The organism is Alloalcanivorax sp. C16-2 (assembly GCF_046507615.1).
Taxonomy (GTDB): Bacteria; Pseudomonadota; Gammaproteobacteria; order Pseudomonadales; family Alcanivoracaceae; genus Alloalcanivorax; species Alloalcanivorax marinus_A.
The window spans coordinates 698380-721906 of the sequence record NZ_JBKFTL010000001.1 but is presented as its reverse complement, the minus strand read 5'-3'; the positions used below and the strand labels follow the sequence as shown (position 1 = coordinate 721906).

Genomic DNA, 23527 nt, shown 5'->3' with positions numbered 1-23527 from the left:
GCCATTACTTCCTTGCCGGGGCCGCCCGGTCATCGTGCCGGTAGGCCCAGAACATCAGGGCGGCGCCGAGGATGATCATCGGGATGCTGAGCAGCATGCCCATGGTCAGCCAGCCGCCGGCCAGGTAGCCGATGTGCGCGTCGGGCTCGCGGAAAAACTCCACGAAGGTGCGGGCCAGCCCATAGCCCAGGCCAAACAGCCCGGTGACGGCGCCCGCCGCGCGCGGGCGGGCGGAATAGAACCACAGCACCAGGAACAGCACCACACCCTCGAGCAGGAATTCATAGAGCTGCGAAGGGTGGCGCGGCACGCCCATGGGATCGGCGGGAAAGACCATGGCCCAGGGTACATCCGCCGGGTGGCCCCACAACTCGCCGTTGATAAAGTTACCCAGGCGACCGGCGCCCAAACCGATCGGGACCACCGGCACGGCGTAGTCGGCGACGCTGAAATAACGCTTGCCGAATTTGCGCGCCAGCAGCCAGAACGCCACCAGCACGCCCAGGGCGCCGCCGTGGAAACTCATGCCGCCGGTCCAGATCTCGAACAGCCACAGCGGGTCGTCCAGGAACTTGCCGAAATTATAGAACAGCACATAGCCGACCCGACCGCCGAGGATCACCCCCAGCGCCACGTAGAACACCAGGTCGCTGACCTGCTCCCGGGTCCAGCCGCTGTCCGGGCGACCGGCGCGATGGCGCAGCAGCCACCAGCCCCCCACGAAACCCACCAGGTACATCAGGCCATACCAGTGAATCTGCAGGGGGCCGATGGCCAGCGCCACCGGGTCGATACGGGGAAACTCCATGCCTTTACTCCGTCAGGGCCGGCGGCCACTCACAATAGCAGCTCCAGACCGATGGCGATCAGGAACAGCGCGAAGATACGTCGCAACAGGGCCGAGGGCAGGCGGTGGCTGAGCCGCGCGCCCACCTTGGCCATCGGAAAACTGGTCACCACGATGGCCAGGGCGGCCGGCAAGTACACATATCCCAGGCTCCAGGGCGGCAATTCCGACCGCCCCCAGCCAGTGATCACGAATCCCAGACTGCCGGCCAGGGCGATGGGCAGCCCGCAGGCGGCGGAGATCGCCACCGCGTTCTGCATCGGCAGGCGGCACCAGGACAAAAACGGCACCGTCAGCGAACCGCCGCCAATGCCGAACAGGCTGGAAATACCACCGATCAGCCCACCGGCGGCGGCCAGCCCGCCGGTGCCGGGCAGCCGTTCCGGCAGGTCCTCGCCCACCGGGGTCGCCGCCGGACGGCGCAGCAGCATCTGCAGCGCGATGACGATGGCGAAAAAGCCGAACAGCCGGGTCAGGGCCACGCCGGACAGGCGGTCGGCGACCACCGCGCCGATCAGTGCCCCTACCACGATGCCCCCGGCCAGCCGCCCGGCCACCGGCCAGCGCACATAGCCGGCTTTATGGTGAGCGCGCACGGAGCTGAGCGCGGTAACGATGATGGTCGCCAGGGAGGTGCCCACCGCCATTTGCGCCACGATCGCCTCGTCGAAGCCACGACCATGGAACAGGTAAATCAGCGGCGGCACGATCACCACGCCGCCGCCCAGGCCCAGGGCGCCGCCCATCAGGCCGGCGGCGAGCCCGATCAGGGCGCAGATCAGCACTAGCGTCATGGATGTCCCCTGCCGGAAATGGCGGTTATGCTAGCAGGCCGTTTTGATCCTGTCCTATCCAGCGAAGTCTCCTTATGTGCATCGTGCTGTTCGAGTGGCGCCCCGGCGCCGACACGCCCCTTACCGTGGCCGCCAACCGGGATGAATTCCACGCCCGTCCCACGGAGCCGGCGCGCTGGCGCGGCCAGGTCTTCCATGGCCTGGACCGCCGGGCCGGCGGCACCTGGCTGGGCATCCACCGGGCCGGGCGTTTCGCGGTGATCACCAATTTCCGGGAGCCGGTGGCCGAGCGTGGCGACGGCGAGCTGTCCCGGGGGCTGCTGCCCAGCGCCTTCCTGGAAAGCGAGGACACCCCGGAAGCGTTCTGCCGGGCCCTGACTGAACACCAGCACCGTTACGCCGGCTTCAACCTGCTGGTGGGGGACCGCCAGGCGCTCTGGTATCTGAGCAACCGGGGCGCGCCGCCCCGGGCGGTGGCGCCGGGCGTGCACGGGCTGTCCAACGGTCTGTTGGACGACCCCTGGCCCAAGGTGGAGCGCGGCAAGGCACGGCTGACGGCGGCCATCGCCGGGGGCGCCGACCTGGGTGCGCTGCTCGAGGTGGTGAACGATCGCCACCAGCCGCCGGATTCAGCGTTGCCGGATACCGGCGTGAACCTGGCCCTGGAGCGCCTGGTGGCGCCGGTGTTCATTCAATCCCCGGAGTACGGCACCCGCGCCAGCTCGGCGGTGAAACTGCACGCCCACGGCGAGCCGGAAATGGCGGAACAAAGCTGGCGCCCGGACGGCAATCCCGACGGCCCGCCACGCTACAGCGCCGGTTCTCCGTAGGAGCGGCCGGGCGGCGGTTCTTTCAGGCGGCCTTGCGGTGGCGGATCAGGTCGCCCAGGCCCACCTTGGTGAGCTGCAGGTCCAGGTAGGAAGCGATCACCTCGCCGTTGTCCATGGCCAGCACCTCGTTGAGCAACTGGCGCAGGAAGCCCATGTTCACCTGACGCACCGCCGCCTTCACCCGCAGCAGGTTGGAGGCGTTCATGGACAGGGTGTCGTAGCCCATGGCCAGCAACAGCAGGGCGGTACTCGGGTCGCCGGCCATTTCGCCACACACCGACACCGGCTTGCCCTCCTCGTGGGCCTGCTCGACCACATGCAGCAGGGCGTGCAGCACCGCCGGATGGCAGGAGTTGTAGAGGTCGGACACCTGCCGGTTATTACGATCCACCGCCAGCAGATACTGGGTCAGGTCGTTGGTGCCCACGGACAGAAAATCGACCCGCTGGGCCAGGGCCCGGGCCTGGTACACCGAGGCGGGCACCTCGATCATCACGCCCACCGGGGGCATCGCCACGTCCACCCCTTCCTCGCGCACTTCCAGCCAGGCCCGGTGGATCAGGTGCTGGGCTTCCTCGGCCTCGATCACGCTGGTGATCATGGGCAGCATGATACGCAGGTTATCCAGCCCCTCGGCGGCCTTGAGCATGGCGCGCACCTGCACGATGAAGATTTCCGGGTGGTCCAGGGTCAGGCGGATGCCGCGCCAGCCGAGGAACGGGTTTTCCTCCTCGATGGGGAAGTAACTGAGCGCCTTGTCGCCGCCCACGTCCAGGGTGCGCATGGTCACCGGGTGCGGGGCGAAGGCGGACAGCTGCTCGCGGTAAATCAAACGCTGCTCTTCCTCCGAAGGAAAGCGGTCGCGCACCATGAAGGGAATCTCGGTGCGGTACAGGCCGACGCCTTCCGCGCCACGCTCGATGGAGCGGTTGATGTCCGTCATCAGACCGGTGTTCACCTGCAAACGAATGCGCTCGCCGTCCTCGGTTTGCGCCGGCAGGTCGCGGAGTTTTTCCAGGCCCGCCTGCAGGTGGCGTTCCTCGGCGATGATTTCCTGGAACTGCTCCTTGAGTTCCGCCGAGGCGTTGGCGATCACGCGGCCGCGAAAGCCATCGACGATCAGTTCCTTGCCATCCAGCTTCTTGAGCGGCAGATTCTGCGCGCCCACCACGGTGGGAATGCCCATGGCCCGCGCCACGATGGCCATGTGCGAGTTGCGCGAGCCGCGCGTGGTGGCGATGCCGACGATGTTCTCCTGGGGCAGCTCCATGAGCATCGGCGCGGACACGTCGTCACCCAGCAGGATGCAGTGCTCCGGGAAGGTGATACGGCGCCGGCTGCGGCTTTGCAGCTGCCCCAGGACCCGCCGCCCCAGGTCGCGCACATCGGCGGCCCGCTCCCGCAGGTAGGGATCGTCCATCATCTCGAAGTTGTGCACATGGGCGTCCACCACCGTGCGCAGGGCGCCCTGGGCCCACTGGCCCTCGCGAATCCTGGCCACCACCTCGGCGGGCAGGGCATGGCGGTCGAGCATGCGCAGGTACACATCGAACAGAGCCTGCTCCTCGGCGCCCAGGGTGGTTTTGGCCCGCTCCGCCAGGTCGCGGATTTCCTGGCGCACCCGCACCAGCGCTTCGTCGAGCAGGGCGATCTCGGCGCTGATGTCCTCCGGTTCCCGGTCCGGCACCGCGGACAGATCCGCCTCCGGAAACAACAGCACGCCGGTGCCGATGGCCGCGCCGGAAGCGCCGGGCTGGCCATCATGGAAACTGGGCAGGTCCTCGTGGGCATCGAGCTGTTCGAACAGTACGCCGGAGGCATGGGCATGGGCGATCACCGCCGACAACTGGGCGGAAATGGTGATCAGGAAAGCTTCCTCGCTCTGGTCGAAGCGGCGGGCGTCGCGCTGCTGCACCACCAGGATGCCCAGCACCTTGCCATGGTGCATCACCGGCACGCCCAGGAAGGCATGGAACGGGTCCTCGCCGGTCTCCGCCAGATAATGGAACTTGGGGTGGGCAAAGGCGTCTTCCAGGTTGATCGGCTCCTCACGCAGCCCTACCTGCCCCACCAGACCTTCGGAAAAACCCAGGCTGACCCGCCCCACCGCCTCGCGCTTGAGGCCCTCGGAGGCCATCAGCACGTAACGCTCCTCGGTGTTGTCACGCAAATAAATGGAACACACCTCGGTGCCCATGGCATCGCGCACCCGCTGGGCCATCAGGTCCAGGGCGGAGCGGATGTCCGGCGCGTTGTTCACTTCCTGCACGATGCGCCGTAGGGTGTCGAGCATGGGCGATATTCTCCTTTGTGATCGGGATGGCCGCTAGCGGCGGCCACGCAAGGCCGGTGCCAACTCGCGCAGCGCCCGGGCATAGACGCCACGCTTGAAGTGCACCACCTTGCGGATCGGGTACCAGTAGTTTACCCACCGCCAGTCCTGAAATTCCGGCGCCGGTGAACGAGCCAGATCAATGGCTTCATCGGCGGCGTCGAGCCGCAACAAAAACCACTTCTGGCGCTGTCCGATGCACACCGGGCGGTTACGCGGCGGGCGCAGGAAGCGGCGCGGCAAACGGTAGGTGAGCCAGCCCTCGGTGGTGGCGAGCACACTGACGTGCTCGCGCAACAGGCCGGTTTCCTCTTCCAGTTCCCTGAACAGGGTGTCCTCGGGGCTTTCGCCGGGCATCATGCCGCCCTGGGGAAACTGCCAGGCATCCCGGTTGCCGATGCGGCGGCCCCAGAACACCCGGCCATCCGGGCCGGCGATCACGATGCCAACGTTAAGCCGATATCCTTTCTCGTCGATGATGCCTGTCATTGCCTTCAATCCCATGGCGCGGCACGGGGCGGGCGAGAAATCGCCAAGCCCAGCCGTACAGGCGCGCAATGCTCCCATTAAACCTTGTCGGCCCGGCGCCGATCAATCGACTGCCAACCACGGGCCGCTCTGGTAAGCTACGGCGCGCACGCGAATACCGGGAGTTGCTGCGATGACACTGGCCATTTTTGACCTCGACAATACGCTGATCGCCGGCGATTCCGACCACCAGTGGGGGGATTTTCTGGTCCGCCGCGGCGAGGTGGACGCCGAGCGCTACCAGGCGGCCAACGACCGCTTCTACCAGGACTACCTGGACGGCAGTCTGGACATCCTGGCCTATCAGGAGTTCGTGCTCTCGGAACTCAAGAAGCGCCCGCTGGAAGAGCTGGATGCTCTGCGCCAGGCCTTCATGGAGGAGGTTATCGACGCCCTCTGGCTGCCTCGCGCCGAAGCGCTGGTGGCCGACCATCGCGAACGCGGTCACACCCTGATGATCATCACCGCCACCAATGATTTCATCACCGCGCCAATCGCCGAGCGCCTGGGCGTGCCACACCTGATCGCCACCCGGGCGGAGCGGGACGGCGACGGCCTCTACACCGGCCGGGTGGCCGGCGTGCCCAGCTACCGCGAAGGCAAGGTGGAGCGCCTCGGCCACTGGCTCGACGCCCACGGCGAAAGCCTGGCGGGCAGCTGGTTCTACAGTGACTCGCACAACGATCTGCCCCTGCTCGGCAAAGTGGACCACCCGGTGGCGGTGGACCCGGACCCGACCCTGGCGCGGGCCGCCCGGGAACGCGGCTGGCCGATTCTGTCGCTGCGCGACGAAACCGCCGGAGCCCTGTCGTGAAACGGTGGCTGGGCCTGACCCTGGCGCTGGCCCTGGCGGCCTGCGACGCCCCGCAGCAGGAACCGGCGGCACCGGACACCCCGGACCAGGGTAGCCGCCAGGACCTCGCCGCGCCGGCCACCGCCACCCTGAGTGACGCGACCGGCGCCCGGGCCCTGGACGAACAGCACCAGGCCTGGCGGGAGGCCCTGGCCGCCCTGCTGGAACAACCGGACGAGGACACCCTGGCCACCGCCCAGGGCGCCTGGGAGGGCCTGTACCGCGCCTTCAACCGCCACTGGCTGATGCTGGCCGCCGGTGCCTGCCAGCACGGCGAGCTGGACCGTCTGAACCGCCTCGATGCCTGGCCTTTCTACCCGGCCTACGTGGACGGCCTGCCCGCCTGGCCGGATTCCGGCATCGTCAACGACCCGGCCCTGGAACTGACCGCCGCCAGCCTGCGCCGGCAGCAGGGCGCCACCGCCGACGGCGAGGTGGCGCTGGGCTTTCAGCCGCTGCGCTTGCTGCTGGCCGGGGTGCCCGACGCGCCGCGTCAGGCGATGGACTTCCAGGCCGGCGCCGCCACCCCGACCCCCACCACGGACGGAGGCGAAAGCGTCCCGGCGGTGGACGCCCCGGCACGCCGGCGTGACTACCTGCGGCTGGCCGGCGCGCAGCTTTCAAGGGATCTGAACGCGCTGGCCAAGGACGCACCGGTGGGGGCGGTCGCGCTGCGCTGCGCCCTGGGCCGGCTGGACCAACGCCTGGCGGCGCTGCAAGAGCAGCATGGCGCCACCGACCCGGAAGCGGGCCTCTATCTGCCAGCGCGCAGCATCGAGATTATCGACGCCGCCCAACCCGACGCGGCGCTGGCACAACTGGCCGCCGAGGCCAACGGTCCGCTCCGCCAGGCCCTGGAGGCCAGCCGGCCCGGTTTCCAGGCCGCCCTCGGGAAGGCCGTGGAACAGGGGGACTGGGCCCCGATGCACGCCTGGCTCAGCCAGGACGGCGACCAGGGTGGGGACGGCGAGGAAGAAGCGGGCGGCGGCATCAGCCCCGCCGCCGCGGTTCGCGGCTAGCCCACGACGCGAGCGGTCACTCGCCCCGGATGCGCTGCACGATGTGGGTGGTGGAGATATTCTCGGCGAAATCGAGCACCTCGACGCGCCCGCCGTAGGCCTGCACGATGGGCGCGCCCACCACCTGGTCCACGGTGTAATCGCCGCCTTTGACCAGCACGTCCGGCTTGATCTTCTCCAGCAGCGGCTCCGGGGTGTCGGTATCGAACGCCACCACGTAGTCCACCGCTTCAAGCGCCGCCAGCACCGCCATGCGGCGGTCCAGGGGATTAATCGGCCGGCCCGGCCCTTTCAGCCGCTTCACCGACTCGTCGCTGTTGACCGCCAGCACCAGCCGGTCGCCCAGGCGGCGGGCGGAATCCAGGTAGCCCACATGGCCAGCGTGGATGATGTCGAAGCAGCCGTTGGTGAACACGATGGTCTCGCCCTGGGCGCGGGCGTCCTCGATGGCCAGCAGCAACTGCTCCTCGGTCATCGCGCCGCGACCCGGGCCACCGGCCTGGTGCACCGCCCGGCGCAGTTCCGGGGCGCTGACCACGGCGGTGCCCAGCTTGCCGACCACGATGCCGGCGGCGATGTTGGCCAGAGCCACGGCGTCCTCCAGGGGCGCGCCGGCGGCCAGGGCCACCGCCAGGGTGGAGATCACCGTGTCGCCGGCGCCGGTGACGTCGAACACCTCGCGGGCGTGGGTGGGCAGATGGCGCTCCGGCTGGCCAGCGCGCAGCAACGTCATGCCGCGCTCACTGCGGGTCACCAGCAGCGCCTCCAGGTCCAGCTCCGCCATCAGCGCCTGGCCTTTCTCCGCCAGGGTCTTCTCATCGGGAACCGGGCCCACCACCGCCTCGAACTCGGATAGATTCGGGGTCAGCAGGGTGGCGCCGCGATAGCGCTCGAAATCGCTGCCCTTGGGGTCCACCAGCACCGGCACGCCGGCCTCCCGGGCCAGCCGGATCAGCCCCGGGCAATCACGCAGGGCGCCCTTGGCGTAATCGGAAAGCACCAGGGCGCCGCAGCCGGCCAACCGGGCGTGCACCTTGTCCGCGAACGGCGCCGGGTCCTGGTCCAGGAAGGATTCCTCGAAGTCCAGACGCAGCAGTTGCTGCTGGCGGCTCACCACCCTTAATTTGGTGATGGTGGGCAGCCCGGGCACTTTCTGGAAATCGCAGGTGACGTCGGCGGCGGCCAGGCGCTCCCGCAGGATGCCGGCGGCCTCGTCGTCGCCGGTGATGCCCACCAACTCGGCGCGGGCGCCCAGGGCCGCCATGTTCAGGGCCACGTTGGCGGCGCCGCCGGGGCGATCCTCCAGCTCGGTGACACGTACCACCGGCACCGGTGCTTCCGGTGAGATGCGACCGGTGGGGCCGTGCCAGTAGCGGTCGAGCATGACGTCACCGGCCACCAGGACCCGGGCCTGGCCGAACGGAGGGATCTCCAGGTTGGGCATCGCCCTACTCCATCTAGGCTCATGATAGCCGCGAAGTGTAGCATAGCGGTGGATGCGGGCAGCCGGGCTGAGTACACTTTCCCGCTCGCCGCCGCGGGCACGCCGCGCCGGCCGGTTGTTGCATATCGAACGGGACGGAACTCTATGACGGCATTGCGCCACAACGCGCAGCAGGGCAGATGGTTAAGACTGTGGCTGACGGTCTCCTTCGCGGTGATGTTCACCGGCCCCTTTCTGTTCCACTCCCGGGTGGCTCTGCTCAACGTCGTCGATGTGCTGTTCTTCGTGCCTTCCCTGACGCTGCTCACCCGCGCCCTGGTGAGCGGCGACCGTAAGCTGCTGCTCGACCCCTGGCTGGTGCCTTTATACGCCTTCCTGGGCTGGACCATGCTGAGCATGCTGTGGGCCGAGGACGTGAATGCCTCGCGCACGGTGCGCGCGGTGGTCCAGGTGGTGATCCTGGTGGGCATGCTGCGCTGGCTGCATCTGTATTACCGCAACACCCTGAAGCTGTCCCTGGCCAACGGCGCCATGACCGCCATGGTGGTACTGGCGGTGATCATGGTCAGCTATTACACCATCCAGCCCCTGGACAGCCCCCTGTTCAGCGAGCCGGCCAGCCTGATCTTCAATCTGCCCCAGCCCGGCCCGCTGATCAGCACCATGGGCCTGGTGGCGCCCTCGTTCATCCTGCTCGCCCAGGCCCTGGATGAAGGCCTGACTCCCAAGGGCGCGCGCCGTGGCGCCGGCGCTCTGGTGGGCTTCACCTTCCTGGTGGCGGTGCAGGCCCACACCGGCATCATGCTGCTGGTGATGGCCCTGGGCTGGATACTGCTGCGTTACGGCCAGCGGGTACTGGCCGCCCTGGCCGGCGCCGTGGCGCTGTACCTGGCACTGGACTTCGAGGTGCTGCGCCAGGCGCAAATGTATTTCAGCCACCCGATTTTCGGCAACGGCTTCAGCCAGGAGGGCGGTGATTCGCTGCTCGAGGGCATCCCCGATGGCCTGCGCGTGCTGCCGCACCCCAACAACATTCTGCTGGCGGTGATCCACAGCACCGGCCTGATCGGTCTGGTGCTGTTCCTGGCGGCCTGGGCGGTGCCCGCCTGGAACCTGCCCGACAGCGACCAGAAGCACCGCGAAGGCGCCGTGTTTCTGGTCAGCCTGCTGCCCGGCCTGCTGACCATGCTCAGCGCCGGTGCCTACCTGCTGGTGCCCTTCCATCCCAGTTGGATGTGCCTGTGGCTGCCCCTGGGTCTGATGCTGGCCAGCCTCAGCCACCGCGACTCCCGGCTTCCGCCGCTCCGCTAACGCATGGGTAAGCGCCGCCAACGCCCCGCGCATCCCGCCGACCCGCGCCTGTGGCCCACACGCCTGGGGCTGGCTCTGTTCTGGCTGATCGGGCAGTTGCCCTGGGATCTGCTGCTGGCCACCGGACGCGGCGTGGGCCGGCTGGCCTGGTATCTGGCCCGGGACCGTCGCCGGGTCGCCCTGATCAACCTGAAGCTGTGCTTCCCGGAACTGTCCGAGGCGGAACGCGAGCGCCTGGCGCGCCAGGTGATGGTCAGCACCGGCGAGGCGATCCTGGAGATGGCGGGCAGCTTCCACAACCGGCGCATCGACCTGGGCGAGCGCCTGAACGTCACCGGCCTGGAGCACCTGGAAGCGGCCCGCGCGGAAGGTCGTGGCGTGCTGCTGCTGGGCATGCACTTCAACTCGATTGACGTGGGCAGCCGCCTGCTGGGGAAATTCTTTCGCTTCAGCGTGGTCTATCGTCCCAACGACAACCCCCTGCTGGATAAGCTGATCTCCGAGGGACGGGGCGCCTGGGTGAACCATTCCGTGGACCGCAACGACCTGCGCCAGACAGTGCGACTGCTGCGCCAGGGCGAAGTGGTCTGGTATGCGCCGGACCAGGACTACGGCACCCGGCACGCGGTGTTCGTGCCCTTTTTCGGCGTGCCGGCGGCCACCATCACCGCCACCAGCCGCATCGCCAGAATGGGCAAGGCGGTGGTCATCCCGTGCGCCCATTACCGGCTGCCCGGGGGACGCTACGAAATCGAGTTCGGCGCGCCCCTGGAGGATTTCCCGGGCGGCGACGACGAGGCGGATACCGCGCGCATCAACCGCACCATCGAACACTATGTGCGCAAGCACCCGGAGCAGTACCTGTGGGTGCACAAGCGCTTCAAGCACCAACCGGACGGGCGCTCACCGTATCGCCCCTGACAACAAGAGTGCGGCCGTGACGAGCGCTTTCCCGAACGAGCTCCCCATCCCATGGAGTGCCTGAATGACTAGAAAAGAAAAGCTGCTGCTGGTGTGGATGACGGTGTCATTCTGCCTGTTTTTCGGCGGTCTGCTGATGTTCGACCGCCGCCCGCGGCTGCTTAACGTGCTCGATGTGCTGTTTTTCGTGCCCGCCTTCGTGTACGCCGTCCGGGTGCATCTGAGCGATGTGCGCGGCTTCCTGAAGCAGAACCTGTGGTTGCTGGTGTTCCTGGTGTTCGCCACCGCCTCCACCTTCTTCGCCGAACAACCCAACGTGACCCGCTTCACCCGCGCCTTCTTCCAGATTTTCACCCTGTTCGCCTTTACCCAGGCGATTCTGCGCACCCATGCCACCCTGTTCTGGCGCGCCCTGCTGGGCGGCATTCTGTTCGGCGCCCTGGTGGCGATGGTGGATTTCTACTGCTACTACTTCGTCGTCGGGCGGCCGTTCTCGGATCAGTTGTACGGCAATTTCGAAGTGTTCCATATCAACCGCTTCATCACCCTCTCCACCAACCAGCTGCATGCCAGCATGTACTTCGTGACGCTGCCGTTCTTCGCATTCCTGGCCGCGTCCCGGTTACCCCAGAGCCTGATGGTGCGGCTCGCCCCTTACGCCGCCACCCTGATGATCGTGGTCTATCTGATCGCCAACCAGCGACGCTCGACCCTGGTGGCGCTGGTGGCGGGCTGCCTGATCCTGCCGCTGGTGACGCTGAAGAAGAAACTGATCGTGCCGTTACTTCTGGTCGGCGTGATCATCGGTTCGATCTTCGTGATCAAACCGGACATCATCGTCGAGCGCGGCGCCAGCAACCGCTTCGCGATCTGGACCGAAACCTGGAACGCCATCTCCGAGCGGCCCCTGTTTGGCCACGCCATGGCCGGCCAGATGCCGGACCTTCACATCATCCGGCCGGATAACGGCAGGCCGGATGTGTACAGCCACCCGCATAATTATTACCTGTCGGTGCTTTATTATCTGGGGTTCGTGGGGCTGGCGCTGTGGATCATGATCTGGCTGCCCTCGGCGTGGCGCTCTCTGTACCCCGGGTATAAAGCCCATCTCGCCCTGGCGGCCCTGGCCACCGGGCTGACCGCGGTACTGTTCGACGGCGTCCATCCGTACACACCCTTTATGTACAATTGGCCCAGCGTATGGATTCCCATGGCGCTGCTGGCGGCCTGCACGCAACGCCAGCGGCGGCCCGCCTGACCGACACTCCCGGGGGACCGGCTACGGATGCGCGACGACCCGCACTTCAAGGCACTGCAACGCCATCTGACCGCCCACCGCCCAGCGCCGGACCGGGCGATCTGGTGGCTACGCGAGAGCCTGCGCGGCCTGTGGGCACGCGGGCTTTCACGCAACCCGCCGGTGACGCCCCATGCTTGCGATGTGCTGTTGGTCCACCCCTCGGAAAAATCCCGCCGCCTGGGCCGCAAAGCAGCCCTGCTGGACGCACTGCGCCAAGCCGGTCTGAGCGTCGCGGAAACCGTGGCTGGCGACGATCGCCGGGCGCTGCGCCCACCTCCCCGGCCGGTCCCGGCGCCGCTATACGCCGCCGCCGCCCATGCCTGCGATTTGCTGGCGCGCCACCGGGCCCGGGTGATTCTTACCGAGCGCAACGGTTCGCCAGTAAGCACCTTCCTGCGTGCCTTCCGGCCACCGGAAACGCGGATTCTCCATCTCGCCCACGGCATCCTTAGCGATCAGTCCAGCAAGCTGCGCTTCCACGACTTCGATTACTACGCGGTGTTCGGCAACAGCTCACTGGAATACCTGCGCCAGGGCGAGCCCGGGTTTGGCGACACCCAAGTACTTTTCGCGGGGCCCTATTTTCCGCTGCCCGCGCCGCGCGACCCGGCCACCGCGCCTTCAAAGGCGCTGCTGTTTCTCGGCGCCGGCCCCGATGAGGAAGACGGTGACGCCTACCGGCAGAGCTGTGAGTTGGCCCGCCAGTGGCTGGCGGCGCATCCGGACTGGACCCTGTGGGTGCGCCCGCACCCGCGTGGCAGCGGCCGCCCCTGGCGCGACTGGGCCGGCAGCGACCTGGCGATCCGCATGCGACCGGAAGGGGAAACCCTGGAACAGGCGATGGCCGCGATCACGGCGGTGTGGAGCGGCTATACCAACGCCATCATCGACTGCGCCATCGCCGGCGTGCCGGTGATGGTGCTGGGCCAGCACCCGGATTATTTCCAATGCGAACGGTTCGGACTGCCCCGGGTAACGACCCCGCAAGGGCTGGAACAGGCCATGGCCAGCCTGAACGGGGACGGGCGGGACTGGGCAGCGCGCCTGGATGCCTTCGCCCGCCATCACATCGAGCACCGGGAGCGCCCCGTGGCCAGCCTGGCGGACACCATCGTGGCGCTGGCCCGGGGCAAGGCGCCAACCCCGGTCGCCAGCCTGCCCTGAGCAACCTTACTGCTCGGAGAACTGCGACCAGTTCGCCTCGAAGCGCCGGTTTTCCCGGGCGCCCTTACCCATGGCACGGTGCCGCCAGGGGCTGAAACCGGCGCCGTCCAGATCGATGAAAGACGGGTTGTCGGCATCATCCACCAGCATATTCTGAGCCTTGGTGTCGCCGTGCCAGAAGCCGGTGCGGTGCAACCGGTCCAGCCAGGACAAAACGGTGGGCGCCACCCGCAGCGCCCGTTCGCGCTGCTCTTCCATCAGCCGGCTGAGCGGCTCGCCGGGCAGGCGAGGGAAAGCGATCACCGCCTGGCCGTCCGGGCAGCGGCGCAGCATCACCGGGCGCGGCGTGGGCACGCCGAGCAGCGCCCAGGTCCAGCCCATCACCCAGGACACGTCACCACGCCCCCGGAACAAACGGCGCCGCAGGCGCGCCTTCCAGCCGGTTTCCCGGTAATGCTTGATGATCCAGCGGTCGTCGCCGTACACGCTGATACGGCTGCCCTGCTTGATGCTCGGCAACGACGCCGGCTCGCGGAGCGCGTCGGCCAGGGCATCGCGCTCGTCGTCGGCCAGTGCGCGGCGGTACAACCAGTCCTCGTCGTTTTCGCTCCACACACCGATGGCGGAGGATTCACGGCGCCACTTTCTCATCGCGCTGCTCAGCCGGCGGTTGCTGCGCCGCCGCACCATGGCGGCCAGCGGCGCCGGGCTGATGCCGGTGCGGCGCAGGCGCTCGACGACCTTCTCCATCAGGGCGTCGCGAAGATCCAGGGGCAGTTGGGCACAGAACAGCGCCAGGTTGTCGAGGATCGCCGGCTCGGCGCGCAGGCCGCCGGGCAGGGGCGCCATCTCGCCAGCGTCGATGACCAGGAAGCGTTCTCCATCGTACAGGAAGTTGTCCAGGTGCAGATCGAGCTGGCGCAGACCGGCCTGGTAAAGGCTGAACAAACTGTCCAGCAGGCCCTCGCCGAGCGCCACGCCCTGCTCGCCGCGCAGGGCCGCCTGACCGGACTGGCCGGCTACCCAGTCAGTGACCAGCACCGCCCCATGGCTGTCAAAGCCTTCATAGAGCAGTGCCGGCACCGCCAGACCGGCCTCGATCAGTTCCCGGTGACGGGCCACTTCCCGGCGCGCTTCGTCCTGGTGGCCAGCAAAGAAAAGTTTGGCGAACACGGTCTCGCCGCGCCATTGGGCGCGCACCGCCAGGCGCCGCCCGGGCAGGTGGCGCAGGATCGCCTCGGCGCGCAGCGGCCGGCTGCCCACGGAAACCGTGAACAGACCGGCGGTGCGCCAGTCGCGACGGGCCAGATCGTGCCAATCGTCGTAGGTGGGAGTGCTGTCGTCGCCGCTCAAGTCCGGTCCCCGGTCCCTCGGATCAAGCTGGCAAGATAGCGGCGCAGATAGCGTGGATGCAATGCCTGGCGCCAGTCGGCGCGCAACGCGATGCGGAAAAAGCGCCGCACCAGCTCCGGGCGCCGATGACGGTCCGCCAGCTTGAGCAGGGAGATCGCCCGGCGGGCACGGTAACGGCGCCGGTCCCCGGCGGCCCATTCCGGCAGGCCATTGTTGTCGAAGATTATCGCCTCCAGGTCCATGCCCACCGCCAGGGCGGCATCCAGATCATGGCGCATACTGTCCGAGTGCTTATGGATCACGGCCACCGGCTCCGGACAAACCGCCACCGGGTAATTCGCCAGCACATGGGCGAACACCGGCAGGTCCTCCGTGTGACGCAGGGCCGGATCGTAGGCAGTGCGCGTGAACAGCTCCCGGTGCATGGCGCAAGCGCCGTTGGACAGCGTCAGGGTCTTGTCCAGGTAGGCCTGGAAGTTACCGCGCGGATCGTCGCTCACCGACGGCGGCGTGATGCGGTCCCGGCGCCGGCCATCGTCGGCCAGGTGACCACCGATAATCATGCGCGCAGCCGGCCTGGCGATGATGGTGTCCGCCAGCCGGCGGAGGGCGCCGGCGCACAATTCATCGTCGGCGTCCAGAAACAGCAGCCAGTCGTGGCCGGCCTCGCGAACGCCCCGGTTACGCACCGCCGCCAGGCCGGCGTTGTCCTGGTCGATGACACGGAACGGCACGGGCAGCCGCCGGGCCAGCTCCGCCAGCACCTCGGCGGTGTCATCGGTGGAGCCGTCGTTGATCACCATCACCTCGAAGGGCGCGTACTCCTGCGCCACGGCGGAGGCCAGCGCCCGCTCGATGACGTGGGCGTAGTTGTAGGCCGGAATGACGATCGAGAAACCGGGAGCGCCGCTCATATATCCTTGCCCGGGTGTTCGCTGAATGGCAGCGGGAAACCCGGCTCCTTCTCGAAGTAGCGACGATAGATGCGTTCACCTTCGTGGCGGCTGGCCGCCAGCAAACGAGCCTTGTCCGGCAGGGCATCGCGCAGCGGCATGTCGGTGTAGGCGCGCACGAAGCGCAGCAGGTCACGGCGGGTCAGCCCGAGCCGGGCGGTGGAAAAATACAGGCCACCGATGTCCTTGACCCGCCAACGGCGCGGCACCCGGCCACGGACCTGGGAGCGGTGCAGGTCGATCAGATGGAGCGGCGCGCTGGCGTCGTGGCGTTCCACCGCCGAGCGCGCGATCAGAAAATGCCCCAGGTAGAAATCCCGGTGATTGACGCCGGCGTCGTGCATCGCCTTGGCGATCTCGCCGACCCGGTGTATCAGGGCCCACTTGAACGGCGCCGGGCCCGGGTCGGTACGCCAGCGTTCGCCGAGCTCTTCCAGGCTGATGGTGTGCATCAGTTCGTCGGTGACCAGGAACGACCGGCGCCGCGCCGGGTTGCCGCCACGCTGGCCGTAACCGGCGATGCTCAAGGTGGCCACGCCGGCGTTTTCCAGGGCGCGAATGGCGCGCACCTCGGACAGGGCCCCCAGAATCGGCAGCTTGGCCTGGCTCAGATTCTTGAAGATTTCCTTCCAGCCGATGCCGGCGTGGTACTTGAGGAAATAGTGCCGGCCGCCGGCCTCGAAGCGCAGTGTGCGCCGGCCCTCGCGGGCGCGGAACACATCGCCGCGCTGGCGCGCCGCCTGCTCGAAGGGGTCCAGGCCGTCCCAGGCCCGGGCCAGGTCGTCGCGCAGGTAAAGGGTCATCGCGGTTCCTTTTGTTCAGTGGCGTCCTGTTCGATGGCGTCCACGGCGCGCTCCACCAGGCCGTATATGTCGGCGTCGGCGGCGAAGCGCCGGCCCTGTTCCCGCCAGTGATCCCGGGGGCACGCCAGCAGGTCGGTGGCGGCCGCCGCCAGTTCCTCGCCGTCCGGGTCGTCCAGCACCCGGCCCAGGCCGCCGTCACGGATATAGCCGGCGTAGCCGCAGGCGCGGGCGGTCAGCACCGGCAGGCCGGCCACGGCGGCTTCCAGCAGCACCGTACCGGTATTCTCGGCGTAGGCCGGGTGGATCAGCAAATCCGCCGACCACAGCCACTCGGGCACGTTGTCCTGACCGCCCATGAAGCGTACCCGGCTGTCCACGTTCAGGCGCCGGGCCAGGCGCCGGTAGGGCCCGGCGTTGTCGTCACCCACCACGAACAGGCGGGTTTCCTCCGGCAGCCGGGCCAGGGCGCGGATCGCCCGGTCCAGCCCCTTGGTGCGGAACCCGGAGCCCACGAACAGCAGCATCGGCGTGGTTTCGCCGATGCCCAGCTCGGTGCGCAGGCGGGCGCGGCGCAGGGCGTAATCTTCCGGCAGGGCGCGATCGTGGCGGATGCCCGGCGGCAGGTCCACGAAACGGGCGTCCGGGGTGCCGTAGTGACGCTGGTAGAGGGCCCGTTGCAGCGGTGAGATGGACAGCACGCCGGTGGCCGCGGCCGGGTCGAACACCGCTGCCTCCATGGCCAGCTTGCTGCGATAACGTGGCAGCCAGCGACGCGGTCCCCGGTAACGGGCCGCCAGGCAACCGTCGGCGGCGTAGTACCAGTCCAGCCCGGGCATCTTGTTAAACCCCACCACCCGGTCGAAACCGGCCAGCCGGCCCCGCACCGCCGCCACGAAGGCGGCGTCACGGCCGTGATTGCTGCGCGCGGCCACCGCCACGGTTTCCACCCGGGGCGTCGCGGGCCGTTCGGCGTGCCAGGCGCGGGTGAATACCGTCACCTGGTGGCCACGCGCCTCGGCGGCCTCGGCGATGGCCAGCATGTCGCGCTGCAGCCCGCCGTAGGGGAAATACTCGAACAACAGGAACGCCAGCTTCATGGCCCGCTCACCTCGATCAGCCGTTGCCACACCCGGTGCGGTTTCAAACTGCTGAAACAGGGCGGCTCCACCCCCTGGCCCAGGCTGCCCCGGTAAGTGCATTTCTCCTGCACACAGGGGGCGCAGGGAAACTCCGCCGCCAGGGATCGGGCGCGCGGGCCCCACACGCCGGTGAGACGAGGATCAGTGGGCCCGTACAGGCCGACCCCGGGCAAGCCGGCGGCGGCGGCCAGATGGGCCAGGCCGGTGTCCACGGCGACGAAGGCGTCCCAGTGCAGCAACCTGTCGGTGAGCGCCGACAGCGACAGGCGCGGCAGCACGGCAACGCCGTCCAGGTCCCGGGCCAGCCGCTCCGCGCGCGCCCGTTCCACGTCATTGCCCCAGGGGAGATGCACCCGGTGGCCGGCGCCGGCGGCCTTTTCCGCCAGGGCCCGCCAATAGGCTTCCGGGTAATGCTTGGTGGGCCAGGTGGTGCCGTGGCAGAACACCAGCTCGGCGCCGGGCTCGGTGAGCGGACGCGGCGTGTGCTCGCGCACCAGCCCATAATCCGGATCGTCGTCGGGCAGCGGGTAACCCAGCGCCAGGGCGAACAGGGTGCGCACCCGGGTCACCGCGTGGCCGCCCCGGGGCACCGGCAACGGGTGATCAAGCACCCGGGCGGACAACCCTTCGCGGGCGGAAATACGGTCCAGGCCATACTTGGGGCCTTTGGCCAGGCGGGTCACGAAGGCGCTCTTGATCAGACCCTGTGCATCAATGACCGCGTCATAGTTGTGTTCGCGCAGGGCCTCCTTGAAGCCGCCCCATTCACCGCTACGGCGGGCCCGCAGCGGGTGCCGGCGCCATTCGCGCAGCCGGCTGGGCAACACCCGGTCCACGGCGGGGTGGCGCCCGGCCAGGTCGGCGAACGGCGCTTCCACCACCCAGTCCAGACGCAGCCCGGGCAATGCCCGGGCCGCGTCGGTGATGGCCGGAAGCGTATGGATGACGTCGCCCATCGACGACGTCTTGATCAGAAGGACGCGCATAACGGTGTAGCGTCCCCTATGCGGCGTCGTCGGACAAGCCGGCCAACGCCCGGATCACCCGGTCCGGCTCCAGCTGACGCAGGCAGTTGAGGTGGCCCAGGGGGCACTCGCGCTGAAAACAGGGGCTGCAATCCAGCCCCAGGCGTTCCATCGCCACCCGGTCGCCGAGCGGCGGCGTGAAGCCCGGCGAGGTGGAGCCGTACACCGCCACCAGGGGCCGGTTCAGGGCGGCGGCGATGTGCATCAGCCCGGAATCGTTACTGACCACGGCATCGGTGGCGGACAGCAGATCCACCGCCTGCTCCAGGCTGGTGGCGCCGGCCAGGATGCGGGTTTCACCGCGCTGGGCCTCGGGCAGATCGGCGATGATGGCGTCCGCCACCGGTCGGTCCTTGCCGGAGCCGAACAGCCACACCCGCCCGCCTTTCTCGATCCAGTCCCGGGCCACGGCGGCGTAGTGGTATTCCGGCCAGCGCTTGGCGGGGCCGAACTCGGCGCCGGGACACAGGCCCAGAACCGGACGGTCAGCGGCCAGATCGTGCTGCTCCCGGGCGGCGTCCACGGCCAGTGGGTCCACCTCCAGGTGCGGCGGGCGAATCTCGTCCAGGGTCGGCACCGGGGCATCCGGCGTCCGGGCCAGGGCCACGAAACGCTGCACCATCAGCGGGTAGCGTTCCTTGTCCAGGGTACGCACGTCGTTGAGCAGGCCGTAGCGCATTTCACCCCGCCAACCGGTGCGCCGGGGCACCCGGGCCCAGAACGGCAGCAGCGCTGATTTCAGGGAGTTGGGCAACACATAGGCGCGGTCATAGCGGCCACGCAGAGCGCGGCCCTCGGCGCGGCGCTGGCGCAGCTTGAGCTCACCATGGCCGAACGGCAGATCCAGAGGCCGGCGCACCTCGGGCATGCGCGACAGCAGCGGCCGGCACCAGGCCGGCGCCAACACGTCGATGTCGCAGTCACCCTGGCGCTTGAGATCGGCGAACAGGGTCTGCGCCATCACCATGTCGCCCACCCAGGATGGGCCGACCACCAGAATGCGCGGGCGCGCCGGTTCCGTCACTCGGTTCAGGACGCGAAGGTGAGCCAGTCCCGGTGCTGGTCGGACTTGCCGCGCACCAGATCGAAGTACACCGACTGCAGTTCCTCGGTGATCGGCCCGCGCTTGCCTTCACCGATGATACGACCATCCAGCTCGCGGATCGGGGTCACCTCGGCGGCGGTGCCGGTGAAGAACGCCTCGTCGGCGATGTACAGCTCATCGCGGGTGATGCGCCGCTCACGCACCTTGTAGCCGCGCTCCTCGGCCAACTCGATGATGGTCTTGCGGGTGATGCCGTCCAGGCAGGAGGTCAGCTCCGGGGTGTGCAGCACGCCATCGCGGATCACGAACACGTTCTCGCCGGAGCCTTCCGCCACGTAGCCTTCGTTGTCCAGCAGCAGGGCCTCGTCGGCACCGCCAGACAGGGCTTCGTTGAGCGCCAGCATGGAGTTCATGTAGCTGCCGGAGGACTTGGCCTTGCACATGGTGATGTTGACGTGGTGACGAGTGTAGCTGGAGGTGCGCACCTTGATGCCCAGTTCCAGCGCTTCCGGCGACATGTAGGACGGCCATTCCCAGCCGGCCACCGCGACGTGCACGGACAGGCCGTTGGCGCGCAGGCCCATGGCCTCGCTGCCGTAGAACACCAGCGGACGCAGGTAGGCGTGGGGCAGCTTGTTTTCACGGATCACGGTGGTCTGGGCGTCGTTGATCTGCTCCTTGGTGAAGGGCACCTTCATGGACAGGATCTTGGCGCTGTTGAACAACCGGTCGGTGTGTTCCTTGAGACGGAAGATCGCCGGACCACGGTCGGTTTCGTAGGCCCGCACCCCTTCGAACGCGCCCATGCCGTAATGCAGGGTGTGGGTCAGCACGTGGATCTTGGCATCGCGCCACGGAACCAGCTCGCCATCCAACCAGATAACACCGTCTCGATCAGCCATGGACATGGCGGTTTTTCTCCTCATTCAAATAGGGTTAGGCGTCCGCAAACCATTGTTCCCATGTCGCCCGCACCCCCTCCCGCAGATCGCGGAACTGGGAGTCGTCGACGATGGATTTTTCCTTGCGCAGTGAAGCGCGATGAGCCGCGGACCGGTAAGCCAGGTAGGCTTCCCGCAGCAGGCCAGCATCCTGAGCCGGCATCAATTCCAGGGCGGCGAGGGTTTCAAGAAGCCGCACGTTGTCGGTGAACCGGGTCAGTTCACCGTGGGAGGAGGCCCATCTAAGTACACCATATTGCACCATAAATTCGATATCGACGATACCTCCCGGATCCTGCTTGAGATGGAACCGGCCCGGCTGACGCGCGGCCAGGTGGTCGACCATCTTCTCGCGCATGGCCAGCACATCGCGGCGCAGGCTGCCGGCGTCCCGGCTCTGGCACAGAACGTCGTGGCGGATGGCATCGAACCGCTCCCGGGCGCGGCTGCAGCCGGCCACCACCCGGGCACGCACCAGGGCCTGGTGTTCCCAGGTCCAGGCATCGTTGAGCTGGTATTTGCGGAAAGCGTCCATGGACGACACCAACAGGCCGGCGCTGCCGCTGGGCCGCAATCGGGTATCCACCTCGTAGAGCTGGCCGCTCATGGTGCGGGTGGAAAGGATATGCACGATACGCTGGCCCAGGCGGGCATAGAACTGCTCGTTGGAGACCGGCTTGTCGCCGTCGGTGCCGCCGCCGGAAGCGGCGTCGTGCAGGAACACCAGATCCAGGTCGGAATTGTGACCCAGCTCGATGCCGCCCAGCTTGCCGTAGCCCACCACCACGAAATCCGGGTTGCAGGGTTGACCGTCGGTGCGCTCGGGGCGGCCATGGCGCTCCACCAGGGGCTCCCAGGCAAGCAGCACCACCTGGTTGAGAATCGCCTCGGCCAGCCAGGTAAGGTAGTCGCTGACCTTCATCAGCGGCAGCACCTCGGTGACCTCGGAGGCGGCCACGCGCAGCAGGTGGGCCTGCTTGAAGTTACGCAGCACCTCCATCTGCTGTTCCAGGTCGTCCTCGGCCACGCGCAGCAATTGCTGGCGCAGTTCGTCGTCGAGCTGGGCGCGGTTGGGTGGCGAGTAGAGGGTGCTGACGTCCAGCAGTTCGTCGAGCAACACCGGGTGACGGGCCAGGCGTTCGGCGATCCAGGGGCTCGCCCCGGACAGCTTGACCAGTTGCGTGAGCGCTCCCGGGTTCTCCACCAGCAGCGCGATGTAGGCGCTGCGCCGCGCCACCGCCTCGATAAAGGCCACCAGCCGCTCGGCGGTGACCTTGCCGTGGCCCTGGTAGCCCAGGGCTTCCAGCAGCAACGGCATGAGCCGGTCGAGACGTTCACGGCCGATGCGCTGCATGTTCATCACCGCCCGCGATTCGCGCAGGCCTTCCAGGGCCGCCAGCACCTCCTCGGGTTCCTGGACGCCCACCCCGGCCAGGCGCGCCACCGCGTCGTCGCGATCAAGCTGCCCCAGCCACAGGTCAAGCAGATCCTGGTCGCCCTCGGACACCTCGGTTTCTTCCTGGGGGTCGGCGATCACCTGGCTGAAGTGGAAGCGCACCTGCTCGCGATGACGGCGTAAAGCACGCTCGAAGGCCGGGCGGGCGGAAAAATCCATGGCGAAGGTGAGGCGCTGCCAGCCCAGTTCGTCGTCCGGCAGGCGCTGGGTCTGGCGGTCGGCCACCGCCTGCAAACGGTGCTCCACGTCGCGCAGGAATACATAGGCGTCACCCAGCTCGGCGACCACGTCCTCGGGCAGCATGCCCTCCTCGGCCAGGCGCGGCAGCATCCTGATCAGGTTGGGCTCGCGCAGGGCCGGGAGCTGACCACCCCGGATCAACTGGAACGCCTGCACGATGAACTCCACCTCGCGGATGCCACCGGCGCCCAGCTTGACGTCCGCCTGCATGCCCTTGCGGTTCACCTCCCGCTCGATCAGCGCTTTCATCTCGCGCAGGGATTCAAACGCGCCGTAATCGATGTAGCGACGGTACACGAACGGATTGAGCCGCTCGATCAGGCGGGCGCCAGCGCCCAGATCGCCGGCCACCGGGCGCATCTTGATCAGCGCGTAGCGCTCCCATTCGCGACCCTGGTTTTCGTAGTAGTGCTCCATGGCGTCGAAGCCGATCGCCAGGGCGCCGCTCTTGCCCCAGGGGCGGAGCCTCATGTCCACGCGGAACACGAAGCCGTCGGCGGTGTTCTGGTCGAGCACCTTGATCAACTGCTGACCCAGACGCAGGAAGAACTGATGGTGGGTGAGGTTGCGACGCTCGCCGGGGATCTCCCCCTCGTGCTCGTAGGCGAAAATCAGGTCGATGTCCGAGGACAGGTTGAGCTCCCGGGCGCCCAGCTTGCCCATGGCCAGCACCACCAGCCGGACCGGGTCGCCATGCTCGTCACGGGGCGTGCCGTTGCGCTCGCAGGCCCAACCGTGCAGCCGCTCCAGGGCGGTGTCGATCAGGGTGTCGGCCAGCAAGGACAGGTCGGCCACGGTGGCATGGTAGTCCGCCAGGCCGGCCAGATCGCGCCAGATCAACCGCACCATGTGGCGATGACGCAGGCGCCGCAGGGTCGCCTTGAGAGCGTCCTCGTCGTCACACGCCATCACCGCCTCGCGCACCTGCCCGCCCAGCTCGCTGCCGTCCAGCCGTCGTCGCAACGGGCTGGCGGCGAGCCATTCGCCCAGCTCCGGGTCGCGGATGAATTGCTCGGCCACGTAGTCGGAGCCGGCCCACACACGGGGCAGGTCGTTCAACAGGTCGTCGGGGAGAGCGTGGCCCACCTCCTGAAAACGCTGCCAGTGCCGGGTCACCAGCACGGAGAGTTCGTCGGGCAGGCTCGAATAGTCAGGATCCGTCATGGTGGGCTATTGTCCACGGCCTTGAGGGGAAAGCCAATCCAAGAAGCGACCGCTCCTGCATTCTC

General features: G+C 68.0%; 20 protein-coding genes. 7 read left to right on the top strand and 13 right to left on the bottom strand.

All coding sequences use genetic code 11. The annotated features are described in order from the left end of the window. Positions 1–4: 4 nt before the first annotated feature. The gene (gene lgt / locus ACLD02_RS03405; RefSeq protein ID WP_203103441.1) at positions 5–808 is read right to left on the bottom strand and encodes a prolipoprotein diacylglyceryl transferase; all 804 of its coding nucleotides are present in this window, start codon (positions 806–808) and stop codon (positions 5–7) included. A 29-nt stretch (positions 809–837) separates the two neighbouring features. Further along, complete coding sequence (locus ACLD02_RS03400; RefSeq protein ID WP_203103443.1) at positions 838–1641, bottom strand: sulfite exporter TauE/SafE family protein; 804 nt, start codon at positions 1639–1641, stop codon at positions 838–840. 74 nt (positions 1642–1715) lie between these two features. On the opposite strand from ACLD02_RS03400, the gene ACLD02_RS03395 reads away from it, so the two are divergent. Next, positions 1716–2471: an NRDE family protein gene (locus tag ACLD02_RS03395; RefSeq protein WP_410297942.1), complete on the top strand. Its 756-nt coding sequence runs from the start codon at positions 1716–1718 to the stop codon at positions 2469–2471. 22 nt (positions 2472–2493) lie between these two features. Here the strand turns inward: ACLD02_RS03395 and ptsP are convergent, their stop codons facing one another. Both ptsP and ACLD02_RS03385 read right to left on the bottom strand, forming a co-directional pair. After that, positions 2494–4764 carry a phosphoenolpyruvate--protein phosphotransferase gene (gene ptsP, locus ACLD02_RS03390; RefSeq protein WP_203103447.1) on the bottom strand — a complete coding sequence of 757 codons (2271 nt, stop codon included), beginning with the start codon at positions 4762–4764 and terminating at the stop codon, positions 2494–2496. Between the two features lie 33 nt (positions 4765–4797). After that, entirely contained in the window at positions 4798–5283 is a 486-nt protein-coding gene (locus ACLD02_RS03385) for an RNA pyrophosphohydrolase (protein WP_203104525.1), read from the bottom strand. 181 nt (positions 5284–5464) lie between these two features. Between ACLD02_RS03385 and ACLD02_RS03380 the strand changes: the two genes are divergently transcribed. Both ACLD02_RS03380 and ACLD02_RS03375 read left to right on the top strand, forming a co-directional pair. Further along, on the top strand, positions 5465–6145 hold the full coding sequence (locus ACLD02_RS03380; protein ID WP_203103449.1) for an HAD family hydrolase: 681 nt from the start codon (positions 5465–5467) through the stop codon (positions 6143–6145). Then, the gene (locus tag ACLD02_RS03375) at positions 6142–7203 is read left to right on the top strand and encodes a hypothetical protein (RefSeq protein WP_410297941.1); all 1062 of its coding nucleotides are present in this window, start codon (positions 6142–6144) and stop codon (positions 7201–7203) included. Before ACLD02_RS03380 ends, ACLD02_RS03375 begins: the two co-directional genes overlap by 4 nt. A gap of 16 nt (positions 7204–7219) precedes the next feature. Here ACLD02_RS03375 and hldE read toward each other — a convergent pair whose 3' ends face one another. After that, positions 7220–8647 (bottom strand): bifunctional D-glycero-beta-D-manno-heptose-7-phosphate kinase/D-glycero-beta-D-manno-heptose 1-phosphate adenylyltransferase HldE, encoded by a 1428-nt coding sequence (gene hldE / locus ACLD02_RS03370; RefSeq protein ID WP_203103453.1) that lies wholly within the window; start codon positions 8645–8647, stop codon positions 7220–7222. Positions 8648–8791: 144 nt separating this feature from the next. Here hldE and ACLD02_RS03365 point away from each other — a divergent pair, with 144 nt between their 5' ends. From ACLD02_RS03365 to ACLD02_RS03350, 4 genes are all read left to right on the top strand, one after another. Then, entirely contained in the window at positions 8792–9958 is a 1167-nt protein-coding gene (locus ACLD02_RS03365) for a hypothetical protein (protein WP_203103455.1), read from the top strand. A gap of 3 nt (positions 9959–9961) precedes the next feature. Beyond that, a complete protein-coding gene (gene lpxL, locus ACLD02_RS03360; protein WP_203103457.1) occupies positions 9962–10879 on the top strand; it encodes an LpxL/LpxP family Kdo(2)-lipid IV(A) lauroyl/palmitoleoyl acyltransferase in 918 nt (305 codons plus the stop codon). A gap of 64 nt (positions 10880–10943) precedes the next feature. After that, positions 10944–12137, top strand: coding sequence for an O-antigen ligase family protein (locus ACLD02_RS03355; RefSeq protein WP_203103459.1), 1194 nt, complete (start codon positions 10944–10946; stop codon positions 12135–12137). Between the two features lie 27 nt (positions 12138–12164). Beyond that, positions 12165–13343: a hypothetical protein gene (locus ACLD02_RS03350; protein ID WP_410297940.1), complete on the top strand. Its 1179-nt coding sequence runs from the start codon at positions 12165–12167 to the stop codon at positions 13341–13343. A gap of 6 nt (positions 13344–13349) precedes the next feature. On the opposite strand, the gene ACLD02_RS03345 is transcribed toward ACLD02_RS03350, so the two are convergent. Genes ACLD02_RS03345 through glnE form a run of 8 tightly spaced genes read right to left on the bottom strand, consistent with a single transcriptional unit; the run spans position 13350 to position 23462 of the window. Continuing rightward, positions 13350–14696, bottom strand: a complete 1347-nt coding sequence (locus ACLD02_RS03345) for a hypothetical protein (RefSeq protein ID WP_410297939.1) — start codon at positions 14694–14696, stop codon at positions 13350–13352. Beyond that, on the bottom strand, positions 14693–15610 hold the full coding sequence (locus ACLD02_RS03340; protein WP_410297938.1) for a glycosyltransferase family 2 protein: 918 nt from the start codon (positions 15608–15610) through the stop codon (positions 14693–14695). The genes ACLD02_RS03345 and ACLD02_RS03340 overlap by 4 nt, the downstream gene beginning before the upstream one ends. Continuing rightward, a complete protein-coding gene (gene rfaP / locus ACLD02_RS03335; RefSeq protein ID WP_410297937.1) occupies positions 15607–16452 on the bottom strand; it encodes a lipopolysaccharide core heptose(I) kinase RfaP in 846 nt (281 codons plus the stop codon). Before rfaP ends, ACLD02_RS03340 begins: the two co-directional genes overlap by 4 nt. Then, on the bottom strand, positions 16449–17549 hold the full coding sequence (locus ACLD02_RS03330) for a glycosyltransferase family 4 protein (protein ID WP_410297936.1): 1101 nt from the start codon (positions 17547–17549) through the stop codon (positions 16449–16451). Before ACLD02_RS03330 ends, rfaP begins: the two co-directional genes overlap by 4 nt. Next, a complete protein-coding gene (gene waaC / locus ACLD02_RS03325; protein ID WP_410297935.1) occupies positions 17546–18577 on the bottom strand; it encodes a lipopolysaccharide heptosyltransferase I in 1032 nt (343 codons plus the stop codon). The genes ACLD02_RS03330 and waaC overlap by 4 nt, the downstream gene beginning before the upstream one ends. Before the next feature lie 16 nt (positions 18578–18593). Beyond that, positions 18594–19640: a lipopolysaccharide heptosyltransferase II gene (gene waaF / locus ACLD02_RS03320; protein WP_410297934.1), complete on the bottom strand. Its 1047-nt coding sequence runs from the start codon at positions 19638–19640 to the stop codon at positions 18594–18596. 5 nt (positions 19641–19645) lie between these two features. Then, entirely contained in the window at positions 19646–20569 is a 924-nt protein-coding gene (locus tag ACLD02_RS03315; protein WP_203103475.1) for a branched-chain amino acid transaminase, read from the bottom strand. 28 nt (positions 20570–20597) lie between these two features. Then, a complete protein-coding gene (gene glnE, locus ACLD02_RS03310) occupies positions 20598–23462 on the bottom strand; it encodes a bifunctional [glutamate--ammonia ligase]-adenylyl-L-tyrosine phosphorylase/[glutamate--ammonia-ligase] adenylyltransferase (protein ID WP_410297933.1) in 2865 nt (954 codons plus the stop codon). Between the last annotated feature and the right edge of the window lie 65 nt (positions 23463–23527).